17 protein-coding genes are annotated in these 18,250 nt (G+C 46.0%); 8 read left to right on the forward strand and 9 right to left on the reverse strand.

Annotation, left to right across the window (positions count from 1 at the left end; all coding sequences use genetic code 11):
- Positions 1-36: 36 nt before the first annotated feature.
- From map to murI, 4 genes are all read right to left on the reverse strand, one after another.
- A complete protein-coding gene (map, locus tag GSQ66_RS09200) occupies positions 37-795 on the reverse strand; it encodes a type I methionyl aminopeptidase (RefSeq protein WP_162427203.1) in 759 nt (252 codons plus the stop codon).
- Between the two features lie 23 nt (positions 796-818).
- Entirely contained in the window at positions 819-2,003 is a 1,185-nt protein-coding gene (locus GSQ66_RS09205; protein ID WP_162427204.1) for a glutathionylspermidine synthase family protein, read from the reverse strand.
- Between the two features lie 24 nt (positions 2,004-2,027).
- Entirely contained in the window at positions 2,028-2,582 is a 555-nt protein-coding gene (locus tag GSQ66_RS09210) for a hypothetical protein (protein ID WP_162427205.1), read from the reverse strand.
- A gap of 963 nt (positions 2,583-3,545) precedes the next feature.
- Positions 3,546-4,361 carry a glutamate racemase gene (gene murI / locus GSQ66_RS09215; protein WP_162427206.1) on the reverse strand — a complete coding sequence of 272 codons (816 nt, stop codon included), beginning with the start codon at positions 4,359-4,361 and terminating at the stop codon, positions 3,546-3,548.
- Positions 4,362-4,695: 334 nt separating this feature from the next.
- Here murI and GSQ66_RS09220 point away from each other — a divergent pair, with 334 nt between their 5' ends.
- From GSQ66_RS09220 to GSQ66_RS09240, 5 genes are all read left to right on the forward strand, one after another.
- Positions 4,696-5,199, forward strand: coding sequence for an RDD family protein (locus tag GSQ66_RS09220; protein WP_238395883.1), 504 nt, complete (start codon positions 4,696-4,698; stop codon positions 5,197-5,199).
- A gap of 93 nt (positions 5,200-5,292) precedes the next feature.
- A complete protein-coding gene (locus GSQ66_RS09225; RefSeq protein ID WP_162427207.1) occupies positions 5,293-5,688 on the forward strand; it encodes an SPW repeat protein in 396 nt (131 codons plus the stop codon).
- A 90-nt stretch (positions 5,689-5,778) separates the two neighbouring features.
- Positions 5,779-7,662 carry an ABC-F family ATP-binding cassette domain-containing protein gene (locus tag GSQ66_RS09230; RefSeq protein ID WP_162427208.1) on the forward strand — a complete coding sequence of 628 codons (1,884 nt, stop codon included), beginning with the start codon at positions 5,779-5,781 and terminating at the stop codon, positions 7,660-7,662.
- 116 nt (positions 7,663-7,778) lie between these two features.
- Positions 7,779-7,949 (forward strand): hypothetical protein, encoded by a 171-nt coding sequence (locus GSQ66_RS09235; RefSeq protein ID WP_162427209.1) that lies wholly within the window; start codon positions 7,779-7,781, stop codon positions 7,947-7,949.
- Positions 7,950-8,055: 106 nt separating this feature from the next.
- Entirely contained in the window at positions 8,056-8,802 is a 747-nt protein-coding gene (locus GSQ66_RS09240) for a phenylalanine 4-monooxygenase (protein WP_162427210.1), read from the forward strand.
- Between the two features lie 99 nt (positions 8,803-8,901).
- Here the strand turns inward: GSQ66_RS09240 and GSQ66_RS09245 are convergent, their stop codons facing one another.
- Positions 8,902-9,579: a hypothetical protein gene (locus tag GSQ66_RS09245; RefSeq protein ID WP_162427211.1), complete on the reverse strand. Its 678-nt coding sequence runs from the start codon at positions 9,577-9,579 to the stop codon at positions 8,902-8,904.
- Between the two features lie 98 nt (positions 9,580-9,677).
- On the reverse strand, positions 9,678-10,778 hold the full coding sequence (locus GSQ66_RS09250; protein ID WP_162427212.1) for a CaiB/BaiF CoA transferase family protein: 1,101 nt from the start codon (positions 10,776-10,778) through the stop codon (positions 9,678-9,680).
- Positions 10,779-11,707: 929 nt separating this feature from the next.
- On the opposite strand from GSQ66_RS09250, the gene GSQ66_RS09255 reads away from it, so the two are divergent.
- Entirely contained in the window at positions 11,708-13,075 is a 1,368-nt protein-coding gene (locus GSQ66_RS09255; protein ID WP_162428995.1) for a DEAD/DEAH box helicase, read from the forward strand.
- Positions 13,076-13,125: 50 nt separating this feature from the next.
- Here the strand turns inward: GSQ66_RS09255 and GSQ66_RS09260 are convergent, their stop codons facing one another.
- From GSQ66_RS09260 to GSQ66_RS09270, 3 genes are all read right to left on the reverse strand, one after another.
- On the reverse strand, positions 13,126-15,180 hold the full coding sequence (locus GSQ66_RS09260) for a ComEC/Rec2 family competence protein (protein ID WP_238395884.1): 2,055 nt from the start codon (positions 15,178-15,180) through the stop codon (positions 13,126-13,128).
- Between the two features lie 62 nt (positions 15,181-15,242).
- Positions 15,243-15,671: a GNAT family N-acetyltransferase gene (locus tag GSQ66_RS09265; RefSeq protein WP_162427214.1), complete on the reverse strand. Its 429-nt coding sequence runs from the start codon at positions 15,669-15,671 to the stop codon at positions 15,243-15,245.
- Positions 15,672-15,674: 3 nt separating this feature from the next.
- Complete coding sequence (locus tag GSQ66_RS09270) at positions 15,675-16,715, reverse strand: PhoH family protein (protein ID WP_162427215.1); 1,041 nt, start codon at positions 16,713-16,715, stop codon at positions 15,675-15,677.
- A 97-nt stretch (positions 16,716-16,812) separates the two neighbouring features.
- Between GSQ66_RS09270 and GSQ66_RS09275 the strand changes: the two genes are divergently transcribed.
- Both GSQ66_RS09275 and GSQ66_RS09280 read left to right on the forward strand, forming a co-directional pair.
- Complete coding sequence (locus GSQ66_RS09275) at positions 16,813-17,589, forward strand: SAM hydrolase/SAM-dependent halogenase family protein (RefSeq protein WP_162427216.1); 777 nt, start codon at positions 16,813-16,815, stop codon at positions 17,587-17,589.
- 89 nt (positions 17,590-17,678) lie between these two features.
- Positions 17,679-17,969, forward strand: a complete 291-nt coding sequence (locus tag GSQ66_RS09280; RefSeq protein ID WP_162427217.1) for a putative quinol monooxygenase — start codon at positions 17,679-17,681, stop codon at positions 17,967-17,969.
- The last annotated feature ends 281 nt before the right edge of the window (positions 17,970-18,250 follow it).

Genomic DNA, 18,250 nt, shown 5'->3' on the forward strand with positions numbered 1-18,250 from the left:
ATCAGGATTTTCAGGATTAGGAATTGACAGGATATATTAAATACCATTAGCCTTGGTAAGTATAACAGGCTCACCGTCGGTAATAAGTATAGTATGTTCGTGTTGTGCTACAAAGCCACCCTTCTCTGCCAAAAGCGTCCAGCCATCGCCTTTATCGCGGGTGTAGCTCCCTTTGGTAGAGATAAACGTTTCTACAGCCACCACAGTGTTTTTCCTGAATCGCTGTGTATTAAACTTGTCGTAAAAGCAGGGAATTTCATGTGGCGCTTCGTGCAGGCTTCGTCCCACACCATGGCCTACCAGATTCCGGATTACTTTAAACCCATTCCTTTTCGCTTCTGTCTCAATTATTCTACCGATATCTGAAATTCTTACACCACCTTTTATTTCCTTCAGCGCCTTATGCAAAGCGCTTGTTGAAGTATCAACAAGTTTATTCAGACCATGTATATCTTCGCCCACTACAAAAGAGCCACCATTGTCTGCAAAGTAACCTCCCAATTCCGCCGAGACATCAATATTTACCAGGTCACCTTCCTTCAGTACTGTTTTATCAGACGGTATACCATGAGCAGCTTCGTTGTTCACGCTGATGCAGGTATATCCGGGAAAGTTATAGGTTACTTTAGGTGCTGATTTTGCGCTGAAAGAATGCAGGATTTCATAACCATAGTTATCCAGTTCCTTAGTAGTCATACCTGGCCTTGCATGCTCCCGCATTTTCTTCAAAGTAATAGCAACAACTTCGCTAACCTTTGTAATCCCAATTAAGTCTGCTTCTGATTCTATAGACATTGTATACTTCTGATAAATTTTGGCTACTCTACTAAATGCGGTACAAACTGCGACAGGTTGGTGATGATGCCTTTTTCGCGGCGGAAACCGATGGCGCTGGCTTCGCCGGCCCAGAAAACGCCCGCCTGATAGGTGTAACCTTTGTTGTCCTGGGGTAATTCGCACCAGCGCTGGTATACCTGCTGTTGCTGATCGTATTCGCCTTCCATTTTGGTTACACGCACTTTATCTACCACTTCTACACTCTGCCCTTCCCTGCCGAAATATGGTTTGCGGATGTATTTGCCGCTCAGTGGTGATAAATCTGCTTCGAGTAAAAGCGGGTGATATGGATAGGCTTTCCAGAGCCAGGCCAGCATGCCTTTACTTTGGAACAACAAGGTATATGCCGGGTTTGCGATAACTAAATTTCTGGATCGGGAGAGTTGGGTGAGGCTTTCGCAAAGCTCTGGTTCTTCCCAGGCAATCTGCTCCCAGGGCAGTAACTTAAAAAGGAACGGAAACTGTTGCCAATGTTCATGTTCGACCTGCGCCCACACGCCACGCTCGGTTCCTTCTGTCGAGATATTTACTTCATCTATCGGGCAAAGATGTGTGTCAAAACCAGCTTCTTTAGCCGCCTGAGCCAATACAGCGCAATTTGTTTCATCTTCAGCACTACCGCCAATGTAGGTTAACAATAAAGCCGGGGCAAGATCGCTGTTCATCATGCGCCAGGCCTTAAATTGCTCTACCAACGCCTCGTATAAGCCAGAATATTGGTTCGCATCCTTTTTACCGGCAGCAGCCAGGCTCGCCCATTGCACGACAGCCGTCTCAGGTATAGAAGTTGCCGTATCGGCATTAAACTCAATCAGTTTCGGACCTTCAGGAGTTTGCGCCAGATCAAAGCGACCGTACAAATGCCAGTGGCGGTCGTCGTTCCAGGACTGGCGCACCAGTTGCCACAGGTTCTGCGGTATGCCCAGCACATTCAGGAAAGCATCTGGCAACTCATCAGGCACAGCCTGCACCATCATATTATAGAGTGTATCGGCAGCTTCCAGTAACGTATCGGCATCCTGTTCGTTTAGCACCACGGCTTCGCCGGGCACATAGTTGGCACAACCATCTTCTACACACCATTCCCAGCCTAGTCCGCGCACAGCAGTTTCAACATCGCCGGAGTGTGGTTCCAGGCGAACTCTGATTCTTAGATTATCAAACATGAAGTTTATGTTCTGAAGTATGGATTAACCACCAAAACCGCTGCCACTGCTACGGCCTCTGAAGTAACCGCTTCTGCCGGAGCGCGGTGCCGTGGACTGCTGTCGATAGGTTTGCACATTCTGGCGCCAGGCTGCTGTGTTGTTCATAACGCCCGGGTTAGCGTAGTATCCAGGTCTCGGCGACATCATACGGCCAGCCATATAGCCCATACCGCTCCACCAAAGTACGCTTCCTAAGCCAAATCCACCCTGATTATAGGTGTTCTGATTAGCAGCAACATCTTTCATCTGGTTCTCCAGTTCCAGGCCTTTCAGAGTATCAACCCGGCCATCTTTATACTTCAGGATAGCCATGCTTGCTCCGGGAACGGTGGTTCGCTCATCGGTTATTTTCCACTGGTCCGGTGCTTCTTCTGTAAGTTCAGTAATGATGCCATCCGGCACTTTCACTTCTTCGCTGGTGCCTGTTGTGCTGTTACTATTGTCTGTTCCGCAACTGGTCAGGCCCATACAGGTAGCAGCTGCTACAATAAAAGCGTTTCGTTTCAGGTCGCCGATGCGCAGGTATCGTTTTTTCATGAGTTCTGATGGATTACAGTTAAAGGTACGGTTTTTAGCCTGATTTTGGTAATTATCACGGGATTTAGGCCTTTCTCAGGCTGATGTTTAAAGTGAAAAGGGGCTTATCCTGTTGTTTATAGTTGGAGTTATCGTTTTATAGTTTTACCCCTTCCCAGCCTTCCCCTTTAAAAGAGGGCCCCTACCCCCAAAACAGGGGAAGGAGCTTTACAGCCTTTGCTATAGTTTTGGATATTGTTTTATAGTTACTGTTTTAACCCACCCCTACCCCTCCCAAGAGGGGAATCTCTGTTGTTGCTATAGTTTAGTTTCTTGTTCTATAGTTACCGTTTGTCATCCCCCTGCCCCTTCAAAGGGGGACTTTTCTGCTACGGCTTGTCCATCTGTCATTTCGACCAGCGGGAGAAATCTGAGTTTGCTATAGTTTGAGTTATGGTTCTATAGTTACAGCCTGTCGAGCGGACAGGTCGCGACCTGTCCCTACAGAAATACAAACATGATAAAGCGATGCAACTATTGCCTTTCCAACTATAGCAACTATAGCTATCGAACTGATCGCAGTCTTTGGGTTGAGCGCCTTTGCTTTGTTGTGGTGCCGTCAGGCAACCTGAGGTACGAGGGTAGCAAGAAAGCAGCAGCGCGATGCCCTTATCGAGGGCCCCTACCCCCAAGACGGGGCCTCCCGGCCGTGAGGGCACCAAAGCTAAATTGAAACAATAGGCAAGTAAAGCTCCCAGGATTAAGGAACACTATGAAAGAAAAGGCTTGGTTCAAGTTGTAGAGTAGCAAACTATAGCACTCAGATTTCTCACGCTGTTCGAAATGACAAAAGAGAACTGTAGACATTTAAGATCCCTCGACTGGCGCTCGGGATGACAAAAGGAAAACTGTAAGATAATTAAGACTTCCACTACTAGTACTTAGAGCGAAGCACTTTCTAACTTTCCAACTTTCTAACTCCACTTACTCCCACAACGGATAATGCTCTAACTCTACCTGGCGCTGGAAGAAGATACGGGTGCTTTCTTCGAAGGAACGGGTGAAGTCTGACACATAGAAGTGGTGATCGCCAAGCAGTTTATCTGAAGCCAGGTTATTCTTCTCCAGGTAATCTTTAACGTACTGCGCTACTATAAGACTGGCATCCAGCACATCCACATCACCCTTATAGAAATTTTTTATCTGTTTTTTAATAAGCGGATAATGCGTGCAGCCAAGTATAAGTGCTTCTATTCCCTGCAGGTCCGGATCTGATAAATAGGTATGAATAACACTTTCAGAGATGTTATCATTAAAAAAGCCCTCTTCAATCATGGCCGCCAGCAGCGGCGTGGCATGCGATTTCAGCTCTATTCCTAAGTCCAGAGCATCCACTTTTTTGCGGTACACATTCGAGTTTATAGTTTGCTTGGTACCGATCAGGCCGATGGTACTGCCCGGGTAAGAAGTACCAATGTAGGATACGATCGGGTCAATAACATTGAGCACCTTAGCTTTGCTTCCAACATATTCTTTTACCAGTTCGTAAGCTGCCGCCGATGCTGAGTTGCAGGCAATCAGTATGACCTTGCACTGTTGTTTCAGAAGCAGGTCGCAGATCTTAACAGCGTATGCCTGTATGGCAGCAGTAGACTTGTCGCCGTATGGCAAGTGAGCCGTATCGCCAAAGTAAATCAGCTTCTCGTTCGGCAGCACTTTTGTAATAGCCTGAGCTACAGTAAGTCCGCCAATACCGCTATCAAAAATCCCGATTGGCAGATGTCTTTTTTCTTTTTCCATCGTATGCGAAATTACTTAAAAAGTCGTTTCCACGCCGTTCACCATTAAAATATATCAGTTCACAAAAATTTGTAACCTTTTGGAATCTTACCAAACTAAGGCAAGTTATATTTGCAACTGAAATATTACTATAATATTAAGCGATTATTATTTTTGTTAAATATTTTGTAAGTTTTAAACTATAAGCTATATTTAAATGTAGTAAGATTCCACACCTGGTACTTCTAACGAAGTTATCAGCCTGCCAAAGGTGACACACCGTGCAACTGTTTTCTGTACATCCATCAGAACTATACTATTTCAGCAGATTTTTAAATAGATAGAAAAGCCCCTTATGCAAACAGCACTTACTCTGCCAGCACCAACCATAAAGCGCTCTTCACTTTATGGAAGTCTTACAACCCGTTTTGTCGCATTCCTGGTAGATACTACCATGCTAGTGTTTTTCTATACGATCATTTTTTACTCAATCGGTACAAATGCAGATCACATTCACTCCTGGGACAAAACATTTCAGCATAATGGCTTCAGCATCCCTGATTTAATACTTATAGGCAAGATACTTTTCTTTAACCCTTACTTTGCGGCAGTGCACTGGCTATACTATACTTTGCTGGAGTCCTCGCCGAAACAGGCAACTATAGGTAAATTTACGTTGGGCTTAAAAGTGACGGACCTGCGTGGCAAACGCATAACCATCTGGCAATCTAACCTGCGTTATTTCAGCAAAGTGCTTTCAATAATGCCGGTGTGCCTGGGCTTTTTACTAATACTTGTTACACGCCGCCACCAAATGCTGCACGATTATTTTGCACGAACTGTAGTAGTTGCTGATTAATCTCCTTCACTAAAAATTGCACTAATTTCTATTACATCCTCTTACTGGTCTCGTATAACTATACTTGAGTATCAATAAGAAAGGAGAATTATTATGAGATTTATTCCAACCCGTTTTCACGGTTTTTTAGATTATATAGTAGGTATTTTTATGATCATCGCCCCTTGGGTGCTTGACTTTTCGGACAACGATGCCGCCACCTGGACCATAGTGATAGCCGGTATTATAGTACTGATACAAGCAGCTATGACAGATTTTGAGCTAGGTTTGATCAGACGTATACCAATGCAGAGCCACCTGATGGTGGACCTCGTGCTTGGTGTAATACTGGCGCTGTCGCCGTGGCTGTTTCAATTCAACAATTATGTGTATCTGCCACATCTGATCATAGGTGTTTTCTCTATTCTGGCTTCGCTTACTACCCACCGTGTACCGAGCCACAGCTATAAAGCAGAACATACCAGCACAGATCATATCCGGAACATGTAATTAAAATACTTTTTAGTAAAACAGGCCAGCCTTAACAGGTTGGCCTGTTTTATTTTAACCTATCCCCGAAGAATTGCCTAAATTTGTAGTATGAATTACCTATCTGCAGAAAATATTTCAAAAAGCTACGGCGAACGCTGGCTGTTCAAAAACCTGAACTTTGGCATCAGCCAGGGGCAGCGTGTGGCACTGGTGGGCGTAAACGGCTCCGGAAAAACTACTTTACTGAATGTGTTGGCCGGTAAAATTCCGCCGGACGAGGGCAGCGTAAGCGTTCGCAAGGAAGTAACTATAGGCTACCTGGGCCAAAACCCGGAGTTCGACGAGAACCTAACTGTGCATCAGACTATATTTTCGGGGCAGAGCGAGGCCTTAGACGTGATCCGTGATTATGAGATTGCAATAGAAAACCCGGACACCAGCGCTGAAAAAATGCAGCATCTGATGGAGCGCATGGATGAACTGCAGGCCTGGGATTTTGAGCTGAAAGTAAAACAGATATTATCAAAACTGGGCATCCATAACCTCGAAGACAAGATCAGCCACCTATCGGGTGGGCAGCGCAAACGTGTGGCCATGGCCCGTGTACTGATAGATGAGCCAAGCATGCTGATCCTGGATGAGCCTACCAACCACCTGGACCTGGATACGATAGAATGGCTGGAAAACCTGTTATCGACGCAGAATACCACCTTGCTGATGGTTACCCACGACCGCTACTTTTTAGACAGAGTAGCCAACGAAATTGCCGAACTGGACGGCGGACAGGTGTTTAGCTACAAAGGCAACTATAGTTATTTTGTTGAAAAGAAGGCATCGCGCGAGGAAATGGCAGCTGCCGAAACCGAGAAAGCCCGCAACCTGATGCGCAAAGAGCTCGACTGGATACGTCGTCAGCCGAAAGCGCGTGGCACCAAAGCCAAGTACAGAGTTGATGCCTTTGAAGAACTGAAAGAGAAGGCAGCCAAAAAAATAAGCGGCCCGCAGCTGGAATTGTCTGTTAAAACCACACGCCAGGGCGGCAAGATCATCGAAGTAGATCATATCTCTAAATCATTTGGCAGCAAAAAAATAGTTGATGATTTCAGTTATGTGTTCAAGAAAAAAGACCGCATTGGTATAGTTGGGCCTAACGGTGCCGGTAAGTCTACTTTCCTGAACATGCTGACCGGCAAACTGCAACCAGACTCCGGAACTATAGATGCCGGACAGACAACCGTTTTCGGTTACTATACCCAGGAAGAGCTCCAGTTTAAGGAAGGGCAGCGCGTAATCGATATTGCGAAAGAAATTGCGGAGGTAGTGGAAATGGCCAACGGCGAAGTGATTACAGCATCGCAATTTTTACAGCATTTCCAGTTTGCGCCGGCGCAGCAATATACCATGGTTAACAAACTGAGCGGTGGCGAAAAGCGTCGTTTACAGTTGCTGCGCGTGCTTATCAAAAACCCGAACTTCCTGATACTGGATGAGCCGACCAACGACCTGGACATTATTACGCTGAACATACTGGAAGATTTCTTGCTGAACTTTGGCGGTTGTTTACTGATGGTGAGCCACGACCGTTATTTTATGGACAGGCTGGTAGAGCATTTGTTCGTGTTTGAAGGCGAAGGCAAGATCCGAAACTTCCCGGGCAACTATACCGATTACCGCGAATGGCTGAAGGAGCAGGAAAAACAGGAACCTGAAACCAAAGCTATAGTTGCAGCCCCTGCCCCTGTTCAGGCCAAGAATGAAGAACAACCAACCAGCAAGCGCAAAGCCAGTTACCAGGAGAAAAAAGAATACGAGCAACTGGAGAAAGAAATAGCCAAACTGGAAGCCCGTAGAACAGAAGTAATTGCGTTGATGAACTCCGGCACCACAACCGACCACGCACAACTAAGTGCCTGGGCTACCGAAATTGAGCAGCTAAACGAGCAACTCGAAGAGAAAGAATTCCGCTGGCTGGAGCTGGCTGAGATCATCTAAACAGAAATAACTATAAAGGCAGCTACATGGCTGCCTTTATAATTTACCGTGACATTTCTCTTTCTGAAGCTTGCATTTGTAAAATAACTTTCCCTATTTGGAGTACAGATTTAAACATGCACCAACCAGCTCCCATAGCGATCACACTTTCTTTGCCGGTAACACCTGGCCAGGAGCTGCTGCATTCTATCTATTCTTATTGCCAGAGCATCTATAGCTATTATCGCTATTATTATCGCCGTACCTACCGCGCTCTCTTTGGCAATCACACCGATTATTCATCGTAAATAACAGAAAGTCTTTACCGGCTTCTCTTAAGTGATACAAAAAAGCAGCGCGAAAGCCCTGCTTTTTTGCTTTTATACCTATCCGTAACTATAAAATTACAATCTGATGAACATTACACAGAACTACAGCAGCTACACACCAGAAAACCATACTGTTTGGGCCATACTTTTCGAACGCCAGTACCACAACCTGCAGGGCAAGGCCATTCCGGAGTTTTTTGAAGGCCTGGAGAAAGTTGGCTTCAGTCGCGACCGCATCCCGGATTTTGATGAAGTGAACCAGCGCCTGAAACCGCTGACCGGTTTTGAAGTGGTGCCAGCGCCCGGCATTGTAGACGATGCCCTGTTCTTTGAACTGATTGCCAACCACAAATTCCCGGCAACTGTCTGGATCCGGAACATGGACCAGCTGGATTACCTGGAGGAGCCGGATATGTTTCATGATGTGTTCGGGCATGTACCGTTGCTGACTATACCGGTTTACTGCCAGTTCCTGGCGCAGCTCTCGCAACTTGCCCTGCAATACATTGATCGCCCTGATGTGATTGACCTGCTGACCCGCATTTACTGGTACACTATAGAGTTCGGGTTGTTTATAGAAAATGGCAAACCAATGATCTATGGCGCCGGCATTCTCTCATCTGTAGGGGAAAGTAACCTGTCGGTATCTGATGCCAGTACTAAGTTTAAATTTGATGTAGCGCAGATACTGGAAACTTCTTACATAAAAGAGACTTTCCAGAGCCAGTACTTCCATATTTCTGATTTCAGAGAATTGCTGGAGGCGCTGCCGGCCTTAACTATAGCTCTGGACAAATTAAAAACAGAACTGGAAGTACCTGCCACACTATAAAACTAAAAGCCCGGCTACAACTATAGCCGGGCTTTTTAATTATTACCATAGTTCAGATCCCAAAGCCGCCAGCCAACTATAGCCAGCCTAAATCTATAGTTAATGTGTAAGCGTGGAGCTCACCTGGAAACCTAATTTACGTGGCTGCGTGATCACGTTTTCCTGTTTTTGTTTCAGGGTAATACGTTCTATTTCGCTCACATCCTGGCCCATTAAGTCGTTATTTACGGCAGCAACCATAGCGCTTTCAATTATCAGGCGCAGCGTTTTATTATTAATCACATTCTGGGCGATGCGGTCGTAAGGCAACTCCATCTGCTTCACACCTTCAATTACAAAATGGCGGTCTATGTTTATCAGCATGCGGCCAACCAGGTAACCGGGATCATCCATTCGGTTATACTTTATAGTATCAGCCATAAAGTTGTAAGCCATTATATGCCCGAAAAACCTGCGCCTGAAATCTTCCTCAATGTAGTCGTTCTTCATCAGTTCATAATCTTCCGGGAATGTGATGATGTTGGTGTGCATAATGAACATGAGCAGGTCGCCGGAGAACATGACGTGAAACTCAAATTCACTGATGTTTCTATATTCGATAATTACATCAGCGTCTTTTTTGGTTATCCGGTTAGTTAGTTTCTTTACTATATCCTGGGCAATTTCCTTCATCCTGTCGAAGGTGGCTTTTGTGTTGCGATAAATAGCCTGCTTGGTTACAGATTTCTGATGAAGTCCATTAATAATATCGTTAAGTCTTTCTTCTGATACTGCCATTGTTTTTATATGCTCGGTAGTTTGAATGATTTTACAGCAGAAACTGGTAAAGAGTTATAAAATATAGTTTTGAAAGCGTTGTAACTATAGTTGTTCACTCAGGTTTTGTAAGCCGGCGGAGGCGCAAGTTGTACTGGCTCATCATCTCCCACTTTAAACGCAACCTGCCGCACACCCGGCTTAGCATCAGGGCTTTCCAGCAATAGCTGCCTGGCTTGCGGCAATTCAAAAACATCAGCAACAGAGTTTACAGCTCCTGCCGGCACATGTAGTTTATGAAGTGTATTTAAAAGTTGTTGCTGGTTCTGTTTTGCTATGAGCTCGCGCAACAGTTCATTCAACTCCTTCCGGTTTTGCACCCTGCTATAGTTGGTTTTAAATTTTGTATCCTGTGCCGTTTCAGGAGCTCCCAACACATTACATAACCGCTCAAACTGCCTGTCGTCGCCAATGGCCAGCACCAGCTGTTTGTTGTCTTGGGTAGTAAACACTGTGCCATACGGAACGATGCTGGGATGCTCGGAACCCATGCGTTGCGGGTTTTGCCCTGCTACCAGCCAGTTTGTAGCCTGGTTGGCCAATGCCGAAACAGCTGCCTGCACCAGCGACACCTGCACATACTGCCCCTGTCCGGTTTGTTCGCGTTTCAGCAAAGCTACCAGCAAGCCTTCCTTCAGCTGGTGCGCAGCCAGGATATCCATCAACGCAACAGGCAATTTGGTAGGCCCTCCATCCGGCTCCCCGTTCAGGTACATAAAGCCGGTTTCGGCTTGTATTACTGCATCATAACCGGCTCTGTCTTCTTCGGGGCCGTAGCCGGTTAAGTGGCCGTAGATCAATGCTGGATTTATAGTTTGCAGGGTCTTATAATCTACCTGTAGTTTTTCGGCATCGCCGGGTTTGTAGCTGGCAATAATAATGTCGGCCTGTTTAACCAAACTATAGAGTTGCTCCAGGTCATTTTGCTGCGACAGGTTTAGGGGTAACGATTCTTTGCCCCAGTTTGCAGCACAGAAGTAGGCAGGCGTATCTGTATCAGCTGGTTCGGATTTTAATTTCCAGCGGCGGGTAACGTCTCCGTTAGTAGCGGCATTCTCTATTTTTATAACCCGTGCGCCAAGCTCTGCAAAAAACTGGCCTACGCTTGGCCCGGCCAGCACACTTGCCAGTTCCAGCACCAGCATATTTTCACCTATCATGTCGTTCAGGTTTCTAAAACTATACAGTCACCCAAACTTCGCGAAATATTTTTAATGATTTTAAAGTAGTTTGAAAAGCCTAAACTATAAAGAATGCGCTTTCGGACGTGGAAGTCCGCAGCAGGCGGGTGTAGGAGCCCTCTTTTAAGTTTCGGAAACAGATGTCCGAGACAGCAACCTATGCCCTTTCACCTATCGGTTACAGCGTTTTCAGCAGCAAGAATTAGCAACAGACCCGGTGAATTGGTGGTTAAAACAAGGATAAAGGCTCGAACTATAGTTCCTGCTTTTAACACAACTATAGTTCCAGGTCAGCAATTATAAAGCAAAAAAGGCTCATCCACCGAAGCAGAAGAGCCTTTTATTCAAATCTTAATTACCTGTTACAGCAGGAAAAACAGGGCATTGATAATATTCAAGCCAAGCAATAGGTAAAAATTTGGTGAATCCTGTATAGCCTTTTTCATATATAAACTAATAACTGTAAGATGAAGTCTTTTTGGGGTTGCAGCGTTTGCTACATTTTAATCTTACGCCGGACTATACCAAATGTTACATTTAAATATAACTTTTTATATACTTGTCTTGATTAATTAATATATAAATAATAATATATATTACATTTAACATCAATAAATATGCACTTACAAGCTTATAAAGCTACATCAAGTACCATATATTGTGTTTTTACAATTTTGCACTTACTTATATTTTATTCAATTATTTATTATATAAACACCAAATGCAACCCATTTTTTACACATCAGACCTTAAGCTTTTTATAGAAATGATAGCAAAATAATTTATCTTTACCATAGACCTGCTAAACGCAATGCGTAGCGGGTGCTTAACAGTTTATACATAAAGACAAAACATTGAATTTCCATTCATTTAATTTACACGAAGACGTTGTTACAGGTATAGAATCGATGGGGTATAACAGCCCTACTCCTATACAGCAACAGGCCATACCACTTATTTTAGAGAAGAAAGACCTGATTGCCTGCGCCCAGACCGGTACCGGTAAAACAGCAGCGTACCTGCTTCCACTTATCGACCGTATCTCGCACGCGAACGCAACACATACCAGCACACTTATTTTAGTACCAACCCGCGAACTTGCCAAACAGATTGATGAGCAGGTAGAAGGCCTTGGTTATTTTGCCCCGGTTAGCTCCATCGCTATTTATGGCGGTAACAAAGGCGGCGAATGGGACCAGCAGAAACGCGCCCTTACCAGCGGCGCCGATATTATTATTGCCACGCCCGGCAGACTGATGTCGCATATGGCGCTGGGCTATGTAAAGCTGGACCAACTGGACTACCTGGTATTGGACGAAGCTGACAAAATGCTGGACATGGGCTTTATGGATGATATCCTGAAGATCGTGCGCCAGTTGCCTGCTAACCGCCAGACTTTGCTTTTCTCGGCTACGATGCCTAAAAAGATACGCGACCTTGCCCAGCAGATCCTGAACAAACCAGAGGAAATAAACCTGGCCGTATCCAAGCCTGCTGAAAAGATAGACCAGCGCATGTACCTGACTTTCGACAATCAGAAATTACCCTTACTGGAGTATATTCTGCGGGAACTGGAGGTTCAGAACATGATCATTTTTACTTCGCGCAAGTCCAATGTAGCCCAGATTGTAAGGTCGTTGCGCAAGATGGGATTTGAAGCCGAAGGCATACAGTCTGATATGACGCAGGATGAGCGGGAAGCTGCTTTGCGTGATTTCAAGAACAAGAAATACCAGGTTTTAGTAGGTACTGATATTCTGTCGCGCGGTATCGACATTGACAACCTGAGCCACGTGCTTAACTTTGACATGCCGCAGGATGCGGAAGATTATGTGCACCGCGTGGGCCGTACGGCACGTGCAGCATCTACAGGTATGGCGATTACGTTCGTGAACGAGAAGGACATGTACCGCGTGCGCAAAGTAGAGCAACTGATAGAGCGTGAGATACCGAAATTAGGCTTGCCAGATGACTTTGGTCCCGGCCCGGTTTACGACCCGAGCAAAAAACAGGAACGTCCGCATGGCGGCAACCGCCCAGGACAAGGAAACAAAAACCGCTCAGGAGACAGAAACAAAGGCGGCAACCGCGACAGAAATAAGTCCGGAAGAGGCCCAAGACCTGAGCAAAAAGCTGCCACCGGCGAAGCAGGTGCAACAGCAGAAAGAACAGGTAACGACAGACCAATAAAACCCTTTAAGCCCCGCAGCAAAAACAAAGGCGATCGTGGTCCTGGCGGCAACACCGCAGCACCGCAGTCAGCTCCTACAGAATAACCAAAACGCCGTCCTGCAAAATCAGGGCGGCGTTTTTTTATAGTTTCAAACTATAGTTGCTGTACCAAAGCTCCGGAAGTAGTCACGTCATAAACAGGCATACCCTTCTTGTCTAATTCTTCTTTCATCCGCTCTACGTACCAGGGCTTGTTACTACCATCCAGAACTATAGTTTTAAAGGTAAAAGCCTGCAGCGTTTCAGGTTTAAGTCGCACATTCTGGACAAGGATAATGTAGTCCAGAGCTATAGTTGTAACTGGCTGCACTTTCAGCGGTTTTCTTATTAGCAGGATCTTCTTTCCTTCCCAGACTAATAACTCATTCCCATCCGGCAAAACTTCAGACACCACTCCGGCAGTTTGCTCCGGCTTCTGTCCTACAAGTTTAACCGCCGGTGCTGTTACGCCCAGATCCCATAAATGCGCCTGAATATTGAAACTATAGTTCTGTTTATCTGCTGCCAGGCTGCTGTCTGCAACAAGTACGGCCTGTTGGTCCTGGATAAAAGCTATAGCCGAACTTCCGCGCAAACTATAGATCGTCAGCAGTTTTTGATTTTGCTGTGTTATTATTTCCAGTATCTGCTCCACCGAAAGTACACCAACTATAAGCGTGGCAAAGGCCAGGTATTTCAGGTTTTTACGAACCAGGAACAGCGTGAAAAGGGCAAGCAACCCATATAGCAACCAAGACTGCTGCGCCGTAATATCAAGCCCATTTATAAGCGCATGCGGGAAAGTGGAGAGCAGCAGGTTGATCTCATTCATGAGCCAGATAAAGCCGAAGTGAACCGTAAAGAGCAGGTCAGATAGGTAAGGAACCCAGTTTAGAACCAGCCCCAGCAATCCTGCATAAAGTCCGAAAGTAGAGACAGGCACTACTACAACATTAGCCAGCCAGAAATATACCGGAAACTGGTGGAAGTAATAGATACCCAACGGCAAGGTAATCAGTTGTGCAGCGACAGCAATCGAGAAGAACTCCCATATCTTATCCAGGAACCGGTTATTTATTTCCAGCAAACTATAGATTCCGGGATGAATGGCCACGATGCCCAGCACCGCCAAGAACGATAACTGGAACCCTACATCGAACAGGAAATACGGATCGTAAAACAGAAGCAGGAAAGCAACTATAGCCAGCGTGTTGTAAATGTTATGCCGGCGACTCCATACCATCGCGATCATCACCAGACTAAACATAAGCACCGCCCGTAACACCGATGCCGACAACCCGGTAACAAAAGCATACAACCACAGCAACGCCAGCACCACTACCACAAACAACAGCCGCTGACTTTTATTCAGGTTTACACTTTTAAACAGCATCAGGAACACACCAAATATCAGCCCCACATGCATCCCTGAAACAGCCAGTACGTGCATGGTTCCTGTGGCAGCGTAACTGTCGCGCACGTCGTTATCCAGGTCATCTTTTACACCTAAAATAAGCGCTGTGGAAATACCGGCTTCGCGTTTGGCCTCCACTTTCTCTTTTATAGTTTCTTCAAGGTAGCGGCGGATCTGAATGCTCAGGTAAAACAGGAAGTTAGGCGGATCATTACCCAACTTCGCAAACTGGTGGGACTGCAGGTTCTGGCGGTGGTAAATGCCTTTCTTCTGCAGATAAGCCTTATAGTTGAATTGCTCCGGGTTAAGCGGCCCCTGCACCGTGAGCGGCGCACCTTTTATCAGTAATTTATCGCCGTAGGTAAAGGCATAGTCTTCGGGCGTATCGTGGGGCACGGTAACCTGCACCTGCCCTGTCGCTTTTTGCCACTTGCCGTTAACCAGCACCTTTTCTACGGCAAGCACCGTGCGCTGGTAACCGGGTTTCTGTATGACGTAATCGTTAACTATACCGGTATAGTAAGCTGGCTTTTGCGTGAGGTTTGTCAGGTGATTTGCCTGCAAATGAGGTGTGCGCAACTCAGTTACCCAGAAACCGGCAGCAGCAAAACAGAACAGGCCAACTATACCAACCCAACTGTTTATTTCTGCAGATCTATAGTTGCGGGAATAGCCATACAAACCCAGAAACAAAGCAACAAAAAAGGTGAAGACCTCAGGCGCAAACCTGAAACCTTCACCTATAGTTGTGTACACTAAAATACCCGCTATAAAACTAAGCGCAATCCTTAAAAACGGATATGGCGCCCATTGCAGCATTAGCCGGCAAAAATCATTTTATAGTGTTGTATATCGCATTCCGTAAACATATCGCCTTCGGTTATAAAGCCGTTGCGTTTGTAAAAGTTTACTGCAGGCAACTGGGCATGCAAATAAACTTTCTTGCCATTTTGCTCAGCTTTCACATCACTTAACACAGCCTTTAACACTTCCGCGCCAACCTGTTTGTTCCTATAGTCAGGTAACACGGCAAAGCGCTCCAGTTTCACGCCATAGTCGGTGGTGCGCCATCGGGCTGCCCCGCAGGGTACGCCTTCAAAAGTAGCTAAGTAATGGCTGGCAGTCGCCTCATACCCATCGTATTCGGCATCGCGGGGCACCTGCTGTTCTTCCACAAAAACCTGCTCCCGTATCCGGAAAGCTTTCTTCAGGTCCTGATCCTGCTCTGCCCTGATAACCTGTATCATAAACTATACCTGCACGTTATTTCTAAAACGCCTGTTGTTGTTTACCACACCGTTCTTCTCATCCTCTTCGGCCTGTGCATCGCGCTTGGCACGACGTTCCTCTTCCAGCTTGCTGTAGGCATTCACGATGTCTTTCACCAGTCTGTGACGAACTACATCATCGGCAGTCATCTCGACCACGCCAATGCCTTTTACGCCCCGAAGAATGTTCAGCGCCTCCATTAAACCGGAACGCTGGTTGCGCGGTAAGTCTATCTGCGACCAGTCGCCGTTCACCATCAGTTTCGCGTTCGGGCCCATACGGGTCAGGAACATCTTCATCTGGGCTGGCGTCGTGTTCTGGGCTTCATCCAGCAGCACAAACGCGTTGTTCAGCGTACGGCCACGCATATAAGCCAACGGTGCAATTTCGATGATCTTGTTTTCCTGGTAATACTTCAGCTTTTCAACCGGGATCATGTCTTCCAGGGCATCATAGATCGGGCGCAGATACGGATCCACCTTCTCCTTCATATCACCCGGCAAAAAACCAAGGCTTTCGCCGGCTTCTACTACTGGTCTGGAGATAATGATCTTCTTTACTTCCTTGTTCTTAAGCGCACGCACCGCCATGGCCACCGACACATAGGTTTTTCCTGTACCGGCAGGCCCTAAGGCAAATACCAGGTCGTTCTTCTCAATAGCATCCACCAGTTTTTGCTGATTCGGGGTTTTCGCTTTTATAACGCCACCCTTCGAGCCATACACAATCACGTCCGGAGAGGTAACTATAACTTCTTCATCCGTAAAAGAATCCGAAGAAAGGTATCTATTTACGCTGTTATGCGTAATCTTCCCGAACTTGTGGTAATGGTCTATCAGCGACGAAAGTATTTCGTGAATTTTTGTGATCTCAGGGGTTTGCCCCTGTATTTTGATCTCGTTTCCTCTTGATATGATTTTGCTGCTCGGAAATGCGGCAGCGAGTTGTTTAATATTCTGATTTTCGGTCCCCAAAAAGTCTATCAGGGAAATATTCTCGAGTGTTATTACTTTCTCTACCAAATGTTTAGCTCTTATATAGAATGTTGGTAATATTTTCTTTAATTTAAAGAAATTTGGTTTATATGATTACAAATTTATCTAAATTATAGTTCTAAAGATGGCTGTAATTACGTTTCTATCCGATTTTGGATATACTGATCATTATGTGGCTGCGGTGAAGGCAAAATTGCTTTCGCTAGACGCTGATTGCAAGATAGTTGACATTACCCATGCCATAGAGCCCTATAACATAGCGCACGCCGAGTATGTTTTGGGTTCTGTGTACCAGGAGTTCCCGGAAGGCACCGTGCATTTGGTTGGTGTAGATACCCAGCGCAACAAGGATGGCAAATTTCATGCGGCCCGGCACAAAGGCCACTATTTCCTGTTGTCTGATAATGGCCTGCTTTCGCTGATAACCGACGGTAGACCGGAGCTGGTGGTAGAGCTGAATGCCGATGACCCCTACATGCCCTTCCCGGTGAAAGACTTGCTGGCACCCGCTGCTGTGTACCTGGCCAAAGGCGGCGATATAGAGGTACTGGGCGAGCGTACGTTCAACATCCGGCAATTGCTTAACCGCCAGCTGCGCCTCAACGACCACTCCATTACCGGCCATGTTATCCACGTAGACCGCTACGGAAACCTTATCACAAACATAACCCGCGACAGCGTAGATACCATTGCCCATGGCAGAACTTTTACGATACATTTTGGCCGCGAAACGATAGGCCGCATCCTACCAAACTATAGCCACATCGACGACGGTGAATGCTGCTGCATCTTTAATTCCCAAAACCAGCTTTGCATCGGCATTAACAAGGGCCACGCGGCTGAGCTGTTAGGCCTGGGCTTCGACTCGCAGATAGACGTGCGCTTTTATCCGGGAAGCTGATTTGAATATTGAATAACTGAATGATTGAATAAGGCTGGTATAAAAACTTAACTTTACTTCTTAATTCAGTTATTCAATAATTCAAAATTATGTTGATTCGCATCGTCAGGATGACTTTTCAACCGGAGAAGACCGGGGAGTTTTTGGAGATATTCCGCACTTCTAAAGACAAGATCAGGGCATTTGAAGGTTGCAACCACGTGGAGCTTTTGCAGGACCTGAACCACCCTAATGTGTACAGTACCTATAGTTTGTGGGACTCTGAAGAACATCTGAACAACTACCGTGACTCAGAGCTTTTCGGGCAGGTTTGGAAGGCTACTAAAGCGCTTTTTGCTGATAAACCACAGGCCTGGTCGAATGTGCAGGTAAATGTTTAGACTTGGTAGCGTGTGCAGCTTCTGCTAGTGTATGATGTACTATAGTTTCTTTTTGTCATTCCGAGTGTCAGCCGAGGGATCTTATATGTCTATAGTTTCTCAATTGTCATTTCGACGTTAGGAGAAATCTGAGTTTATAGTTGGTTGTAGTTGCAGCTGGAACAAGCCTTCTCTTCTATAGCTTTCTTTAATCCTGGGAGCTTTACTTGCCTATAGTTCTATAGTTGGCTTTGGTGCCCTCACGGCCGGGAGGCCCCGTCTTCGGGCATCGCGCTGCGCGA

This window comes from Pontibacter pudoricolor (assembly GCF_010092985.1).
GTDB lineage: Bacteria > Bacteroidota > Bacteroidia > Cytophagales > Hymenobacteraceae > Pontibacter > Pontibacter pudoricolor.